13 protein-coding genes are annotated in these 16467 nt (G+C 54.8%); 9 read left to right on the top strand and 4 right to left on the bottom strand.

Going from position 1 to position 16467, the window contains the following annotated elements; translation table 11 throughout:
• The first annotated feature begins 272 nt into the window (after positions 1 to 272).
• On the top strand, positions 273 to 2867 hold the full coding sequence (locus SRBAKS_RS15385; protein WP_229591776.1) for a PAS domain-containing sensor histidine kinase: 2595 nt from the start codon (positions 273 to 275) through the stop codon (positions 2865 to 2867).
• On the opposite strand, the gene SRBAKS_RS15380 is transcribed toward SRBAKS_RS15385, so the two are convergent.
• Genes SRBAKS_RS15380 through SRBAKS_RS15370 form a run of 3 tightly spaced genes read right to left on the bottom strand, consistent with a single transcriptional unit; the run spans position 2864 to position 6281 of the window.
• Positions 2864 to 3853, bottom strand: a complete 990-nt coding sequence (locus tag SRBAKS_RS15380; protein ID WP_229591775.1) for an HD domain-containing phosphohydrolase — start codon at positions 3851 to 3853, stop codon at positions 2864 to 2866. The genes SRBAKS_RS15385 and SRBAKS_RS15380 overlap by 4 nt on opposite strands.
• Before the next feature lie 22 nt (positions 3854 to 3875).
• Complete coding sequence (locus SRBAKS_RS15375) at positions 3876 to 5021, bottom strand: HD domain-containing phosphohydrolase (RefSeq protein WP_229591774.1); 1146 nt, start codon at positions 5019 to 5021, stop codon at positions 3876 to 3878.
• A 9-nt stretch (positions 5022 to 5030) separates the two neighbouring features.
• Positions 5031 to 6281, bottom strand: a complete 1251-nt coding sequence (locus SRBAKS_RS15370; protein WP_229591773.1) for a response regulator — start codon at positions 6279 to 6281, stop codon at positions 5031 to 5033.
• A gap of 381 nt (positions 6282 to 6662) precedes the next feature.
• Here SRBAKS_RS15370 and hutC point away from each other — a divergent pair, with 381 nt between their 5' ends.
• The 5 genes from hutC to SRBAKS_RS15345 are packed head-to-tail and all read left to right on the top strand — an operon-like array spanning position 6663 to position 12949.
• Positions 6663 to 7376 (top strand): histidine utilization transcriptional repressor HutC, encoded by a 714-nt coding sequence (gene hutC, locus SRBAKS_RS15365; protein WP_229591772.1) that lies wholly within the window; start codon positions 6663 to 6665, stop codon positions 7374 to 7376.
• Between the two features lie 24 nt (positions 7377 to 7400).
• Positions 7401 to 9053 carry a urocanate hydratase gene (gene hutU / locus SRBAKS_RS15360; RefSeq protein WP_229591771.1) on the top strand — a complete coding sequence of 551 codons (1653 nt, stop codon included), beginning with the start codon at positions 7401 to 7403 and terminating at the stop codon, positions 9051 to 9053.
• Between the two features lie 13 nt (positions 9054 to 9066).
• A complete protein-coding gene (gene hutI / locus SRBAKS_RS15355) occupies positions 9067 to 10284 on the top strand; it encodes an imidazolonepropionase (protein ID WP_229591770.1) in 1218 nt (405 codons plus the stop codon).
• On the top strand, positions 10281 to 11213 hold the full coding sequence (locus tag SRBAKS_RS15350; protein ID WP_229591769.1) for a formimidoylglutamase: 933 nt from the start codon (positions 10281 to 10283) through the stop codon (positions 11211 to 11213). The genes hutI and SRBAKS_RS15350 overlap by 4 nt, the downstream gene beginning before the upstream one ends.
• Positions 11214 to 11221: 8 nt before the next feature.
• Positions 11222 to 12949: an HAL/PAL/TAL family ammonia-lyase gene (locus SRBAKS_RS15345; RefSeq protein WP_229591768.1), complete on the top strand. Its 1728-nt coding sequence runs from the start codon at positions 11222 to 11224 to the stop codon at positions 12947 to 12949.
• A 23-nt stretch (positions 12950 to 12972) separates the two neighbouring features.
• On the opposite strand, the gene SRBAKS_RS15340 is transcribed toward SRBAKS_RS15345, so the two are convergent.
• Entirely contained in the window at positions 12973 to 14034 is a 1062-nt protein-coding gene (locus SRBAKS_RS15340) for a TOBE domain-containing protein (RefSeq protein ID WP_229591767.1), read from the bottom strand.
• A gap of 189 nt (positions 14035 to 14223) precedes the next feature.
• Between SRBAKS_RS15340 and modA the strand changes: the two genes are divergently transcribed.
• The 3 genes from modA to SRBAKS_RS15325 are packed head-to-tail and all read left to right on the top strand — an operon-like array spanning position 14224 to position 16360.
• Complete coding sequence (gene modA / locus SRBAKS_RS15335; RefSeq protein WP_229591766.1) at positions 14224 to 14952, top strand: molybdate ABC transporter substrate-binding protein; 729 nt, start codon at positions 14224 to 14226, stop codon at positions 14950 to 14952.
• Between the two features lie 5 nt (positions 14953 to 14957).
• A complete protein-coding gene (locus SRBAKS_RS15330) occupies positions 14958 to 15626 on the top strand; it encodes a molybdate ABC transporter permease subunit (protein WP_229591765.1) in 669 nt (222 codons plus the stop codon).
• A gap of 8 nt (positions 15627 to 15634) precedes the next feature.
• Positions 15635 to 16360 carry a Rossmann-like domain-containing protein gene (locus SRBAKS_RS15325; protein ID WP_229591764.1) on the top strand — a complete coding sequence of 242 codons (726 nt, stop codon included), beginning with the start codon at positions 15635 to 15637 and terminating at the stop codon, positions 16358 to 16360.
• Positions 16361 to 16467 lie beyond the last annotated feature (107 nt).

The raw sequence follows: 16467 nt of genomic DNA, 5'->3' as shown, positions 1-16467 counted from the left end.
TGGGTAAACAACAGCCAGGATCGGCCTCTATTCCTGACACAAAAACACACATGGAGACATTCTTTCAGGATACGCATCATCAATGATTCGTCATGGAAGCAAAGCAAGCCGTACAATATGGATGTGCCTGTTTTGCAGGCCTGGCCCAATACGATTCATGTGTCTTGACCGCATTTTCAACTCGCAGGCGTCAGTACACCGGCCACAATGAATGAGATATGAAGCCTGCCATCAGAACCACAACAGTACTAACCTAATGAAGTGACAATACAATGCTCGGAAGAAAACGCCGCCTCCTCATACTTGCTTCGCTGATGGTCCTCCTGATGGGCGCGGTTTCAGCATTCAGTTCATATTTCCTGTACAAGACCGCACTCGGGGAACAGAGTAAACGGCTCCACGAAATGGTCGTCAGCCAGGCCGCCCTGATCACGGAGATGGGATGGCTGACCATCCAGTTGCAGATGGCGGGGGAAAACATGGGAAAGAATACCATCCTCAGCCATCTCAGTTTCGCCCACCGCCAGTTTCAGCGGGAAAGCAATTCAGGAGAGTTTACCGTAGCCAAACGGGTGGGCAACAATATCCAGTTCCTCATTGTCAATGGAGAGACTGTAACCAAAGGCTCTCCACTGGAGTTCATGGCCACTGACGCGGATTTGGCCCAGCCCATGAATCACGCGCTCAAGGGCGAGACCGGGACCATGATAGGCATAGATTACAAAGGGACAGAAGTCCTTGCGGCCTATTACCCTGTATATCTGCAATATGACCTTTTGGGGTTAGTGGCAAAAATTGATATCAGCGAAATCAGGACCCCGTTCATCCGGGCAAATATCATCATCTTTCTCCTCGGTCTTTTTCTTACAACAATATGTCTCACCATTTTCTTCAAAGTCAGTGAGCCCATCATTCAGGACATACGCACCAGTGAAAAGAAGTACCGAGACCTGGTCGAAGGGTCCAACACACTCATTCTCAGACTCAACAAAGAAGGCAACATAACCTTTGCCAACACCTATGCCCGATCACAACTTTCGACTGAAAACGACACACTTATCGGCATGAACTTCAAACACCTGACAGATGCCTCAACTGAATGCATGCTCCTCAAAGATATCTTAGCGTCTTTTAACTCTGACACTGCGCATTCTGAGATGGCGATAAACAAAACAAACGGAACCACGGGCTGGGTTTCATGGTCTTTCAAACCCATTACGGAAGAGGGTGAAATCACGGAGCTGCTCTGCCTGGGAAACGATGTTACCAGCACTCACCAGGCCAACGACGCAAGATGGGAAGTGGAAGAACGCTTCAGGGGAATAGCTTCAGCGTCTCCTGTCGGCATCATCATTACCGATGCTTCAGGCAGTTTGATTTATGCCAACGAGCGGATGCACAAGCTTACATGCACCCCGGTTTCCGGCTTGGCAGGCAATGGCTGGTTCAACAGGATCGACGCCAGAGATCGACACGACATCATGCAAAAATGGTTCTCCGCTTCCAGCAAGAATCGCAAGCGAAAAGAATTCAGAATCAACGCCAAAGACGATAAGCAGATCTGGGTATTGGGGCAAATTGTCGAACTCAAGAATACCGAAGATGATATTGTCGGCATGGTGCTGACCTTCACCGACATCACCGCGCTTAAGGATGCAGAGGAATCACGACAGAGATTGACAGCGGCCATAGAACAAGCCTCTGAAATAATTTTAATAACTGATCTTCAAACGCGTATAACCTACGTCAACCCTGCGTTCGAAACAATCACGGGATTCTCCAAGGAAGAAGCATTGGGGAAAACTCCCAGAATACTTCAAAGTGGCGAGCATACCAAGGAATTCTACAAGGACCTCTACAAGACAATTACTGCAGGCGAAGTCTGGCGAGGGCGTTTTATCAACACCCGAAAGGACGGCAAGCGGTATACCATAGAGTCCTCCATTGGCCCGGTCCGGGATGCCAACAAGAAGATCGTTGGCTACGTCAATGTCTCCCATGATATTTCAGAACAACTTATTGTTGAAGCGCAATTGCGCCAGTCACAAAAACTTGAATCCATCGGCGAACTCGCGGCGGGCATAGCCCATGAAATCAACACCCCGGCCCAATATGTCACTACCAACCTCCAGTTTCTGGAAGATTCCTTCAAATCATACTCCGAGATGATCGGACGGGGCAATGAAGTCATCCAGGAACTCAGGGAGATGGAAACGACTCCGGCGACACAGCATGTTCTGGAGCTGGCGGAGCGGGCCATTGATGAAAAGGAGCTCTCCTATCTTGATGAAGATATTCCCAATGCCCTGCAGGAGTCAGTGACAGGACTCCAGCGCATCTCTGCAATCGTCAAATCCGTCAAGCAGCTTGCGCATCCAGGCGAGGTGAACAAGAGCTATCACAACTTGAATACCATCGTTCGTGATGCGGCAACCGTGTCCACGAACGAGTGGAAATATGTGGCGGAAATCAACTTTGATCTGGACGAATCGCTCCCCCAGATCGAGTGCCTCAAGGGTGAGATCGGACAGGTTGTCCTCAACCTGATCGTCAACGGTTCCCACGCCATTCAAGCCACACAGGGTGAAGACAAGGCTCGCGGCACCATTACCCTCAAGACCTACCAGCTCGACAACTACGCCGTGCTGGAAGTTACCGACACCGGAATGGGTATCCCGACAAATATTCTCAACAAGGTGTTCGACCCCTTCTTCACCACCAAGGAAGTGGGCAAGGGGACCGGCCAGGGGCTGGCCATCACCTACAATGTCGTTGTCAATATGCATGACGGGCTTGTTGATGTTTCCACAACAGAAGGCGAGGGAACGACGTTCACTATCAAGCTACCTGTTGACGGAACGGCCTAGGTAACATCCTTAAATATCTGTTCTGTCTGCAACAATTCAATGCCGGCCTCCACGCTTTCCGCATTGAGACTGATTCCCTTTTGGGCTTCAAGATCCTCGATGGTCTTCTTGCGCCCAAGTGTTAACCGGTACGGCCTGTGCGTCATGATGGCGTCAATGACATCCGCCACGGCCAAAATCTGTGATTCTTCCAGAATGTCTTCCTTGCACAACCCATTGGGATACCCTGTACCATCAAGCCGTTCATGATGTTCAAGGATGATACGAGCTATAGGCCACCCGGTATCCATCAATTCAAATATTTCGGAGCCGACCAGTGAATGTGTCTTGATCAGGGCGAACTCAGCGTCATTTAATATTCCGGGCTTGTTCAGGATGCCGGACGGAATAGCGATCTTCCCGATATCATGGACCATGGCAGCCAGACGAAGTCCTTCTATCCTATCCGATGACAGCCCCACTTTTTCAGCGATCAGTGTGGCGATCTCCGCAGTCCGATCCATGTGCCCGGCTGTGTACGGGTCCCGAAATTCCACCAACCTGATGAATGCACGCAGGGTACTCTCCAGGCCATCCTTGAGCCGTTGAATAACGGCCAATTCATGAACCGATTGGACCATCTCGTATTGTTCCACGCCCGCTTTGAGCGCACTCATCAATGTGTCCTTGTCACACGGCTTGGTCAGAAAACGAAAGATATCTCCCCGATTCACGGCGCTTATGGCTACTTCCAGATCCGCATAGCCAGTCAGAACCATACGCACGGTCTCGGGAGCAATCTCCTTGATCTTTGCAAGCAACTCAACGCCGGACATGAAGGGCATCTTGAAATCCGAAACCACAACCGCGAACGGCTGATCGGATTCGACCATTTCCAAGGCACTCTTTCCGCCCAGAGCTGTATGGACATCGAAATGGTTCCGCAACACCCGTCTATGGCTATCAAGCAGATTCTTATCATCATCAACCAAAAGGACACGTGGCAATGAACCGCCTGACATTGTCATATTATGCTACCTCTGGCACCAACACTGTTATTGTATCGGGAATCCCCACATGCTTCATAAACATGTGAATCCGGTCGATCTTGTCCTTGTCCAACTCAACACTTTTGCGCAGTAACATGGCCCCCTGAAGGGAGACCACGTCTTCATGGAGCACCATTCCCGGAAACAGCTCCACAAGCGACACTGTTTTGATCTGGTAACGCGCTTCGACCCCGAGCATGCTTTCAAGATAATACATCAACTCGGGATCATACGGCTCGCTGTCACGCTCCATGCGCAAAAAGGCCTTTTGAGGGGTCTCCGCCTGCTGGAGAGCAAGATCATAATCCAATGCGATGCGCAGGATACGCCCTCCAAGGGGAATATCTTCACCCTTGATCGCGTTCCGAGGCGTACCCGACCCGTCGAATCCCTTGAGCTGATAGGAGATCATTTCACCGATCTGAGACAGCCGGGGCAACTTGGACAGTAGACTCTTGGCAATGACGGGATGCATTTCGATCATTTGCAGTTCTTCGCCAGACAAATCCTTTCCGCTCAACAGTTTGTCGAGCGTGCCCGGAGGAAGAATCAATGTCCCGAGCTGCGACAGCATGGTTGCAATATCATAACGCCACATATCCTTGACGCCCACTTTTTCGGCAAGATATTTGACATATCTCCGGGCACGGTTGATCCGCTCACCAGCCTTGGGATTGACCAGCGAAGTAATCTCGCTCAGCAACTCCACGCTGCCCTTGAGGGTCTGCTCAAGCAGTACCCTTTTGGCGGTGACCAACTCATACTGCTTGACGCCTTCATCGACGTTCTTCAGCAAGTTGTCCTTGTCGCACGGCTTGGTCAGAAACCGAAAAACATTGCCATCATTAACAGCACGCATCGCATTATCCAGATCTGCATGACCGGTGAGCATCAGTCGGGTCGTATCCGGAGATTTGCCTTTGAAGGCGTGAAGGAATTCGATGCCGTTCATCTTGGGCATCTTGTAGTCGGACACGACTGCCGCGTATGGTCTTCTGGGGTCAAGACCCGCAAGCGCCTTCGTGGGGTCAGTCTCGGTCTCAACATCGTACTTTTCTCGTAACTGACGCCTCAATGCCGACAATATATTCGGCTCATCGTCAACAAGAAGGATTCTAGCTTCCATAGCATGCTCCTACCACAGCATCGCAGCGATCAGTTCTTCACTCCTGTTGTCACATCCAGCCATACCGTCCCAATGCTCATCAAGATACTGCAACCATGTCGTCAGCCTTTCTTTCACAAGTTCCCGAGAGCCGATCTTCGGAGTAAACGATATACGATTATAGTTTTCGTTTAAAACAAAGGTCTGGTGATCAATGATATTCGCAACGTACAAATACATCGCAACGCTGTCATTCAGTTCAGTATATTCATTGTGATGACTGATTGCATGCACGACCGAATTTGAAATCCCCCACAACCCCAACAAATATGCTCCTGTCTCTGCATGCGTAGTCCCCAACACATCCATCTCAACGGCATAGAGAGGACCACCATTGGTCTGTACACGCTCGAATATCTCGGCATATTTGTCCGGAAATGAAAAGACAAGGATCAATTTACCAATGTCGTGCAACATGCCGGCAATCCTGCACTGGGAGGCCACATCTCTGGAAGCACCATCACATTCCGCCAGCATCTGCGCTATGTGGGACACACGAAAACTGTGCTCCCACAGCTTGGCCAGAGAAAAATCAGGAAATAATTTTTCATCATACAACATAAACAGATATGTTGAAATAACCAATGATTTCAAAGTATTCAAACCAAGCATCGTAATAGCTTTCTGCACCGAATCCACATGCGCAGTCAGTCCAAAATAGGGCGAATTGATCAACTTGAGTATTTTGGCAACCAGGCCGACATCCTTGCTGACAAATTCCGCAATGACCTCAATGGACGGCTCCGGCTTCCGCATCTCATCCTCAATATCCTTGAACACCTGCGGAATGACCGGCAATGCTTCTATTTCAGTGATAACATTGAGCAAATTCTGATCAACAAGAACATTCTTGGAAAGCAATGTCCCTTCGATCTTCTCAATCAGGAATGCGGACTCACAGGGTTTCGAGATATACTGGTGCACCGCCCGGATACTCCGAAGCACTTCGTTGATGTCAACCTGACCGGACAGGGCAATTCGTATGATGCCCGGAAACTCATCGCGAACCTTTGAAAGCAGCTCCGCACCATCCATGCCCGGCATGCGGATATCGGAAACCACCACATCGAAATGGGAACGACGCAATTGTTCCATTGCCAGCTCGCCAGAGCCAACAAAGGACATCTCCCATTCATCTCGCTTGCACCTCAGCATTCTCTTGAGCGCCGCAAGGACATTTGCCTCATCGTCAACAAACAGAATATGTGGATTATCACTCATGTACTCCCCCCCCTAAATCAGAAACGATCGAATAAAATATCCGCGCTCCCTATACATAAAAAAACATCATGTTTCGTCCGGCAGCGTATACAGCTCGCTGTGAAAGCAGACCGCTTATTCCCCTTATTCCAACCACTGCTCCCTGCATAACAACCGTGCAATTGCGCCCAACCAGGATCACACCTTGGAACACAATACATCCCTTACGGATATGAGAACACTATATTGCTTACAAACTACCACCAATATCCCGTAAAATACAACGCAATTAAAAATGTTATAAAACATACCCCGGAGTGTCCGTGCAACACGACTCTTGACCTTGTGCGTGTCGAATTGTATATACATTTAACACAAACACATATATCAATCGTAAAAAACATGAGCAAACCCAACTTATCCGCCCGTATTCGCGATCATATACTGACCCATATCCAGGATGGATCGTGGCCCTGTGATCACAAGATTCCTTCGGAGGCCAGAATCATGGAGCAGTTCTCGGCCAGCCGCATGACGGTCCACCGGGCCATCAAGGAACTGGCGACCGAAGGCCACATTTACCGCGAACAGGGCAGAGGCTCTTTTGTCGCCAAACAGATACCGCGCCAGGACCTGCTTGAGATTTCCGACATCGCGGAAGAGATCCAAGCCCGTGGCGGCACCTATTTCAGCGAGCTCCGGTATCTTGAACGCGAAGGCCCCACCCCGGTGACCACGCATGTCTTCGGACCGGAAACAGCGAACACCGTCGCCCGGTCCAAGGTTATCCATTTCGAGAACGGGTTGCCTCTGCAGCTGGAAGACAGATACGTCAATCTGGACATGGCTCCCGATTATCTCGAACTGAATTTCTCGGAGACATCGGCTCATCAGTATCTGATCAAGGTCGCCCCTCTCCAGAAAGCCGAGCACCAGTTGACGGCAGTGCTCCCCAACTCCGAACAACAGGAACAACTCCAGATTCAGGACAACGAACCCTGCCTGCTCCTCAAACGCAAAACATGGTCCGGCGACACGCTCGTCTCCTATGCCGAACTGCTCTATCCGGGCTCCCGGTACAGCTTTGGCGGCGTGTTTACCCCCGGCACGAAATAGATAAATCAACGAAAGAGGTATCCCATGTCAAAACGCATCGTTACCGCCCCCACAGGCACCGAAATTTCCGCCAAGAGCTGGCAGACCGAAGCCCCGCTCCGCATGATCATGAACAACCTTGACCCCATGGTTGCCGAACGCCCCGAAGACCTCATCATCTATGGTGGTATCGGTCGCGCCGCCCGCAACTGGGAGTGCTTCGACAAGATCATCGAGACCCTCAGGGAACTTGAGGAAGACGAGACCATGCTCGTTCAGTCCGGCAAACCCGTGGGCGTCTTTCGCACCCACAAGACAGCCCCGCGCGTGCTCATCGCCAACTCCAACCTCGTCCCGCATTGGGCGAACTGGGAACATTTCAACGAACTGGACCGCAAGGGACTGATGATGTTCGGCCAGATGACCGCCGGCTCCTGGATATACATCGGCAGCCAGGGCATCATTCAGGGCACCTATGAGACCTTTGTTTCCATGGGCAACAAGCACTACGACGGCGACTGGAAAGGCAAATGGATTCTGACCGCGGGCCTCGGCGGCATGGGCGGCGCACAGCCGCTGGCAGCCAAGTTCGCGGGCGCATCCATGATCGCCATCGAATGCCGTGAAGAGCGTATTCAGAAACGCCTCGACACCGGGTATGTGGATATGAAGGCCGACAGCCTGGAGCACGCCCTCGAGATCATGGACAAAGCCCGTGAGACCGGCGAAGCCGTCACAGTGGCCGTCCTCGGCAACGCCGCCGAAATCTATCCCCAGCTCGTGAAGGACGGTATCAAACCCGATGCGGTCACCGACCAGACGTCCGCCCACGACCCCCTCAACGGTTACCTGCCCGCCGGATGGACCGTGGAGGAATGGGAAGCCCGACAAAAGACCGATGAAGAAGGCGTCATGAAGGCCGCCCGCGAGTCCATGGTCCCGCACGTGCAGGCCATGCTCGATTTCCAGGCCATGGGCATCCCCACCGTGGACTACGGCAACAACATCCGTCAGGAAGCCTTCAATACAGGCCTGAAAAACGCCTTTGACTTCCCCGGATTCGTGCCAGCCTATGTGCGCGACCTCTTCTGCACGGGCAAGGGCCCCTTCCGCTGGGTCGCCCTGTCCGGCGATCCCGAAGACATTTACAAGACCGATGCCAAGGTCAAGGAGCTTATCCCTGACGATCCGCATCTGCACAACTGGATCGATATGGCCCAGAAGCACATCCATTTCCAGGGACTGCCGGCCCGTATCGCCTGGATCGGCCTCGGCGACCGCGACCGCCTCGGACTCGCTTTCAATGAAATGGTCCGCAACGGTGAACTCAAGGCGCCCGTGGTCATTGGCCGCGATCACCTCGATTCCGGCTCCGTGGCCAGCCCCAACCGCGAGACCGAATCCATGAAAGACGGCTCTGACGCCGTATCCGACTGGCCTCTGCTCAACTGTCTGCTCAACTGCGCTTCCGGCGCAACCTGGGTCTCCTTCCACCACGGCGGCGGCGTTGGCATGGGCTATGCCCAGCACGCCGGGCTGGTCATGCTGTGCGACGGCACGGAGGAAGCCGACGAAAAAATCAAGCGCGTCCTGTGGAACGATCCGGCCACAGGTGTCATGCGCCATGCAGACGCGGGCTACGAATCAGCCGTGGATTGTGCTAAAGAGAAAGGGCTGAACCTGCCCATGATCGATTAACAACGGGGTACTTATGACCGCTCTGTTCATCAAAGATCCTGCCCGGATCATCACGCCTCGATCCGGCCCACTCTCAGGGCCGGACGCCATGGGACTCTCCGTGACTTCGGGCATGTCCATTTACGTCAAAGACGGCGTCATCCAGGAAATCGCTCCTGCCCGTGACCTTGAAGCGCGCGCACAAACCGACGCTGCCGTCATCGTGGATGCACTGAACAGGGCGGTCGTTCCCGGATTCGTGGACGCCCACTCCCATCTCGTTTTCGGCGGCAACCGCGCCGATGAGTTCGCCATGCGCACCGCTGGCGCGACCTACGAAGAGATCGCGGCTCAAGGCGGAGGCATTGCCCGCACGGTCAAGGCCACACGGGAAGCGTCCAAGGACGAACTGAAGGCGCTGGCCAGAGAACGGCTTGATCGAGCCATGCGTCAGGGCACCACCACCATGGAAGTGAAGTCCGGCTATGGGCTCGATGCAGCCACGGAACTCAAGATGCTCCGCGTGGTGGCCGAGCTGAACGAAGAACACCCGGTGGATCTTATCCCCACCTTCCTCGGTGCGCACGCTGTTCCAAAGGGCGTGGACAAGGCCGCGTACATCGAAGACGTGAAGGCCATGCTCGCCGACGCAAGCACACTGGCCCGGTTCTGTGACGTCTTCTGTGAGCACGGTTACTTCACCCCTGCGGAATCCATGGACATAATGGAGCACGCCTCCACCCTCGGCATGCTCCCCCGGCTGCACGCCAACCAGTTCCATTCCATCGGCTGCATCGAGGCGGCCATAGAGCTTGGCGCCGTGTCCGTGGACCACCTCGAAGTGGTCACCGACAAAGAAATCGCCCTGCTGGCCGGTACCGACATCGGCTGCGTCATGTTGCCGGGTGTCTCACTTTTCCTTGATATTCCGTTTGCGCCCGGTCGTCGCGTCATCGACTCCGGCTGCCTGCCCGTGCTCGCCTCGGATTTCAATCCCGGCTCCAACATGTCCCTGTCCCTGCAACTGGTCATGTCACTGGCCTGCATGCGCATGGGACTGAGCGTGGACGAGGCCCTGACCTGCATCACGCGCAATGCCGCCCACACCCTGCGTCTGGACAAAGTGGGCTGCATCGCACCGGGCTGGCAGGCGGACCTGCTCCTGCTCGACAGCGACGACCACCGGGACGTGGCCTATTTTTATGGGGAAAACCACATCCACACCGTGATCAAGAAGGGGCAACTTGTATGATACATACCGACCTGCTTTCCCTGCTGACTCCACCGGAGATGCCCGGACCGTCACATGATGACAACGACATCCTGCTCCGGGACGTGGTGTCCACATCCCCGGACGACCTGAATGCCGCCACCCACGTCATCATCGGCTGCCCTCAGGATCAGGGCGTGGCCCGCAACCATGGACGACCCGGCGCAGCACAGGCTCCGGCCGCCATCCGGCAGATGTTCTACAAGCTCAAGCCCGCCACAACGGAAGGTAACACCATCGTGGACCTCGGCGACATGGACGTGAGCGGCGAGCTGGAAGCCATACACGATCGTCAGCAGGCAATGGTCACCGCCCTGCTTGCGGCAGGCAAGACCGTCATCAGCCTGGGCGGCGGCAATGATATTTCCCTGCCGGACGCCAGTGGAGTCCATGCAGTATATCCCGAGTACGCGGCCATCAACATGGACGCCCATCTCGACATGCGCATAAGCGACAGACGCCACTCCGGTACGCCCTATCGCAACCTCATCGACGCAGGCGCACTCCTCCCCGATCACCTGTACGAAGTGGGCATCCAGACCTGGGCTAACGCGCCCCATTATCTGGACGACGCCCGCGCCATGGGCGTCAACATACACCCCCTGACGGCCATCCACGCACAAAGGGGCACACCGTTTTTCACCGATCTTTTCACGCGACTCGGCACCGCGCCCCTGTTCGCCGGGCTGGACATGGACAGTGTCCGCGCATCCGATGCCCCCGGTGTCAGCGCATCCTGCCCGGTAGGATTCAGCGCCCGCGACATCCTCGAATTCGCCGATCGCTGCCGCACTCAGGGCAACACAGCGGTTTTTGAGATCACCGAGGTCAACCCGAACTTTGACATCGACGGCCGCACGGCGCGTCTCGCAGCCCTGGCTGTGTACGCATTCATTTACGGCAACCAATAGGATATCCCATGAACGTCATCATAGATCACACACAGCACCTGACTCTGGAGCAGATCATGGCCGTGGGCCATGGCGAAGCGACCGTCCGTATGGCACCGGCCACCCGCGCCATGCTCACCGAGCGGCGGGCGCAGATCGAAACAAGCATCACGGAACAGGAATTCCCGGCCTATGGATTCAACCGCGGGTTCGGGCATAACGTGGACCTGTCGGTCAAGGCGGAACATCTTTCCGAGCTTCAGGAAAACCTGATCCTCTCCCACGCTGTCGGCGCTGGCGAACCCATGGATGCAACTGTGGTCCGCGTGACCATGCTGCTCCGCGCCAACTCCCTGGCGCGAGGATTCAGCGGCGTGCGGCCTGACCTGGCCGAATCCATTCTGGCCCTGCTCAACGCGGGCATCACGCCGCAGGTGCCGGAACTCGGCTCCGTGGGCGCGAGCGGCGACCTTGCCCCGCTATCCCATATTGCCATGGCCCTTATCGGCAAAGGCAAGGTGACCTACAAGGGCGCCGTCATGGACAGTGCCGAAGCCATGCAGGAAGCCGGCCTTGAGCCTCTCAAACTGCAAATGAAGGAAGGGCTGGCCCTGACCAACGGTGTCCAGTTCATGAACGCGATCGGCCTTGTGGCCTGCCACCAGCTCAAGGTGCTGCTGCAAAGCGCGGCCATCAACTCGGCCCTGACCGCGCAGGTCATGCTAGCACCGGACACCTACTACCGTTCCGACTTTCATGCCGTGCGCCCGCATCCCGGCGCGGTGCAGGTGGCGGACTGGATCTGGCAGCTCATGCAGGACTCCCCCATCCGCAACGCCCACCGCGACTTCAAGACCGACGGCCAGGTGCAGGACCCGTACAACGTGCGCTGCGCGGCGCAGGTACTCGGCGCGGCCCACGACCTCATCACGCAGGCCGAGAAAAGCCTGCTCATCGAAGCCAACTCCGCCACGGACAACCCCATCCTTCTGGCTGACGAAAACGATCAGTATATTGACGTGATCTCAGGCGGCCATTTTCACGGCATGCCGGTGGCTGTGCAGGTATACAGCCTGATGCAGGCGCTGGGCGTCATGGCCAGCCTGTCCCACCAGCGTTCGGTACGATTCGTCGATCCGAAACGGAACAAGGGGCTTGGGCGCGATCTCAAATGGCCGGATCTGACCGAAGATGAGAACTCCATGTCCAGCGGCATGATGATGCTCGAATACGCTTCGGCCTCGCTGCTCAACTCCATCTGGGGCGATGCCATGCCCAGCCACCTCTTCAACATCTCGACCAACTCGGGACAGGAAGACCATGTGAGCATGGGCACCGGCCTTGCCGTCCGTCTGCTGAAGACCATCCCCAAGGCCTCCCACATCATGGCCATTGAGCTGGCATACATCCTTCAAGCCATCGCCATCCGCAAACGACTCAAGACCATCCCCACGGAAACGGAAATCCCTGAGTGGGTCAACCAAGAACTCGGTGGTCTCAAAACCCGCATGAACGGACAGGGCAAAGGTGTGGTCTTCGACGCCTGTGTCATCCGCGAGCATCCATTGACGGACGCGGAAAAGACCTTCAGCCCGGCCTGCGAGACATTGTACCGGATCATAGGTGAAAAAGGATTGTTCCCCGTGGTCGAACGGGATCGCTATCTTGCGGAAGACGTGGCCGGACTGGCCACCTTCCTGGCCGGAGGCGGCATCATTGAAGCCATCAGAGAAAACCTTGAGCTGAAGTGGGAATAGCGCAGACCCTACGCCGGGACTGATCAGAGCTGTACGGTATTCAACACAACAGACAACGCCTTGAACCAGAACTCCACTTCATCGCCGGAGTGGAGATCAAGCTCGTTCGCGCTCTGCGCTGAAATGAGCGCACAAACATCGGTACCGTCAGGCAGCCGCCCCAGGATTTCTGAGAGCACCGGCGTTGCCGTGGCCCGCACGACAGTGGCTCTGAACCGGTTCCGCGCGCTGCCCAAGGGGGTATCCCCGCATTTCAGCACGTTCACCAACGGCGCCTTGACCGTGGCGATGACAGGGCTGCCCACCAGTATCTTCAGGTTGGTCAAACTGTCCGTGGTGATGACGGCGCTGATACGCCTGCCGAACCGGGTCTCCAGAACAACCTCTGCCATGACCGAATCGTTTTTCACGTCCACGACATGGCCCACAAAGGAATTTCGCGCACTGGTCTGCTTGCGCATGGTCTGGTGGGCGTTGCTCACTATGGAGAGGATATCTCCCTGTGAAAATTGCTGAAAGTTGGCGGTAAGATTAAGCGAAGATTGGCCGAGGATCTCTTTGACGACAGTGATGGGGATACCGCTGCGCAGCATCTCCACGGCCCGTGAATTGCGCAGGGATTTGGGGCGCACCAGATCTTTGGATAACCCGCATTCCTTGCCGCGCGCATAGCAGATGCGCCGAAAATAGCCCGGATCGACAGCAAACAGGCACCCGCGCAGACCACAGCCCACAGGACTTTCGAGAATAGATTGGATTTCGGCGCACACGCCTTCGGGCAGCGGGACTTCGCGTTCCCTCCCTTCTCGTCCGATGCGCACAGAAGAATGTTCCATATCAAAAGCAGTGATATCATCCAGGGACAAAATCTCCCCCAGTCGGGCACCGGTGTGCCGTAACAGCAAAAATATGAGCCACATGCGAGTTCTCGCACGAATGCTGTCCATCCGTTTGGCGGCGTCTTTCCATTGTACGAAGGACCTCTCGAACTCCTTTAACTGAACGGCTTCCAGATAACTCACATCTTCGGCTACGCTGAAGAATTCCCGAGGACATACTTTCCCGGTCGGTTTGGCGTTTTTCATAGGTCTGCTCTCTCGATTGTCACGAATTTTATCATTCGCGTGACAGGGTTGTACTATAACGGAACAAATCATAGGTGAATTAATCAAAGGACACAACCTTGGAATACAGGACTACCCTACGCATCTTTTACAACAAGAAAAAACGCAATAATGCAACGATGATTACAACTTTATTTTGAGGAACACGCCATGCATGCCATCAAAACTATTCTATTGTCCGCTCTGTTCATTATTATGATGACGACTGTTGCAGCAGCAGAAAATGCTGTTCTTGCATCCGGAGCAGGGTACAAGGAGATGGTCAATGAACTCAACGCGGCCTATACTAAAAAAAGTGGACAGAAACTGGACCTTATTTATGGGAATATGGCCCGCGTTACTACACAGGCAAAACAGAGCGGGCAGGTCGACATAGTACTGGGTGACCAGAAGTTCCTGACCAAAGCGCGGATGCCCATGGCCTCCACCGTCGACCTGGGACGAGGCCGGCTGGTCCTGGCCTTTGCCAAGTCCTCAAAATTTTCCAAGGTGAAAGACCTGGACAACCCGGCCGCCGGACGAATCGCGCTGCCCGACACCAACAAGGCCATCTATGGCAAGGCCGCTCGCGAATTCCTGCTCTCCAGCGGCAGACTGCCGGCCATCCAGGCCAGACTGGTGGAAGTCTCCACTGTTCCCCAGGTTTTTTCCTACCTGACCACCAACGAAGTCGACATGGGCTTCCTCAACCTCACGCATGCGCTCAAGGTGAAGAACAAACTGGGCGGTTTCGTCATCATAGACGAAGAAGGCTACTCGCCCATTACGATCATTGCATCCATGCTCAAGACAGCGACACACACTGATGAGGCCAAGGCATTCCTCGCTTTCCTCAATACGGAAGAAGCCCGGGCAATCATCAAGAAACACGGATTGTAGGGAGCATGGATTTTTTACAGATACTCACAGAGACACAGACCACTGCGCCGCTCTTGCTCACAGTGAAAGTACTCGCCGTTTCCGGAGCGCTGCATCTTGTATGCGGCGTCCTGCTCGGATATTATCTCACCTCGGGCAAAGGAACGGTACGCTCGGTTGTGGATTTTCTGGTGACCCTGCCGCTGGTCTTTCCCCCCATCGCTACCGGATTCATCCTGCTTATGGTATTGGGGCGGGCAGGCATTATCGGGCAGAACCTGCCCGTGGATATCGTGTTCAGCTTTACCGGTGTCGTGCTGGCGTCTTTCGTTTCCGGCCTCCCGCTCATGGTCAAGCCGGTGGAAGCCGCGCTGCGCGGTGATCTGAAACAGATGGCCGAAGTCTCACAGGTGCTCGGCAAAACCGACTGGCAGACTTTCTGGCTGGTCCTGCTGCCCAATGTGCGCCGCAACGTGGCGTCGGGCTGGTTTCTCGCCCTTGGCAGGTCGCTGGGTGAAGTCGGCATCACATTGATGATCGGCGGCAACATCATCGGCAAGACAAACACCCTGTCCCTGGAAATTTACAATGCCGTGTTCAGCGGAGAGTTTGAGCGGGCGCTTGTGCTCTCCTCCATAATCGGCATATTTTCACTGATCATTTTTATTGCATTAAAACGGCTGTCAGCCGTGTAGGAGAAAGCATGAAACCCACGTTGGAGAGAGTTCGTACCAAGGCGCTTGCGCTCTGGGAGAAAGAGAACATATTGAACGAAAGCATTACCGTGTCTGCGGGGCCGCTGTCCGTCAAGGAAGCCATCGGCACCCCGGAAGAAACCGACTTTCCCATTCAACAGGGCAAGGAAAAACTCATGGAAGCCACCTTTCGCAACGAACGGGGCCAGGCTTTTACCGATAATTACGGCAATTTTTCCGGCACCCTGCTCGAAGTGGCGTCGCTCCCTTTTGACAACAATTTCAATCGCGCCGTGTTTGTTTCGACCCTCAACGCCGTATCCCGCTCTCTGGGAAAGGCCGAAGGCACCATCCACTGCAAGGACGAAGGCCCCAAACAATGTGCCCAACACGTCTTTGACCATATCAAAGAGAAATACGGCACCTGCCGCATCACCATCATCGGCTTCCAGCCAGCCCTGGCCGAAGCCCTGAACCAGAAAACCGACATTCGACTCATTGATCTCGACCCGGACAATATCGGCCAGACCAAACGGGGCGTTCTGGTGGAAGGCGGCGACGCGACACAGGACGCCATTGAATGGTGCGATCTCCTGCTTGTCACCGGCACCACCCTGGCCAACAGCTCCATTGACCTGTTTCTCACGGACAAACCTGTACTTTTTTACGGCACAACCATTTCAGGAGCCGCCTCCCTCATGGGATGGGAACGGTTCTGTCCCCAAAGCAGCTGAGGCGCACAACTGACGGCTTGACTACATGCTCTCTTCATTCCTCCGACCCACAACAAATGGGCCGGGCAACTGAGACCTGTTCCCAGCTTGATTGAGGCATGTTATGG

The sequence above is a fragment of the Pseudodesulfovibrio sediminis genome (assembly GCF_020886695.1).
GTDB lineage: Bacteria > Desulfobacterota > Desulfovibrionia > Desulfovibrionales > Desulfovibrionaceae > Pseudodesulfovibrio > Pseudodesulfovibrio sediminis.
This window is presented reverse-complemented; position numbering and strand designations above follow the sequence as displayed.